We start from the raw sequence: 473 nt of genomic DNA, 5'->3' as shown, positions 1-473 counted from the left end.
ATTTTATTTTGTGTACGGAGGGATTGGATTATGGGTCAGACATAAAATTGTATTGGTACTAGTTTCTATTTTTGCATTAGAAAGATCTACAAAAAGAAACACAGTGCCAAGCACTTTTTCCCATGCAACCCACTCTTTGAGACTCACTCCAGCAAATGTGTGAATGCAAAAAATCGTAACAAGCAAACTATTATATCTCATTTCACAATGGCTAATATATTTATTTCATTTTGTCACCGAGGAATGTTGCGCAAAAAGAGTCGATTAGCCAGAACTGCCTCGGTGAGCTTTTTCCTTTCTGCTTCGCGAGACACAACTGCTGTTAGTTTTCCATCCAAATCTACGATTGCTAGCATTGACGTCCTGGCTACCTTGAATAGCAACACCGCTTTTGCAAGGCTACAGGTGGGGAAAATAATCAAACTGTGTTCTACATTGTCAAATGTGCGATTCTCCAGGTCTTCTCTTGATAC

1 protein-coding gene is annotated in these 473 nt (G+C 39.3%); it reads right to left on the bottom strand.

The genetic code is table 11. The annotated features are described in order from the left end of the window. Positions 1 to 233: 233 nt before the first annotated feature. Positions 234 to 473: hypothetical protein (locus tag D7X55_RS45090; RefSeq protein WP_233610426.1), on the bottom strand; the 240-nt coding region annotated here is incomplete at its 5' end.

Origin of the sequence: Corallococcus sp. AB049A, from assembly GCF_003668885.1 — a bacterium.
In the GTDB taxonomy this organism is placed as follows: domain Bacteria; phylum Myxococcota; class Myxococcia; order Myxococcales; family Myxococcaceae; genus Corallococcus; species Corallococcus interemptor.
This window is presented reverse-complemented; position numbering and strand designations above follow the sequence as displayed.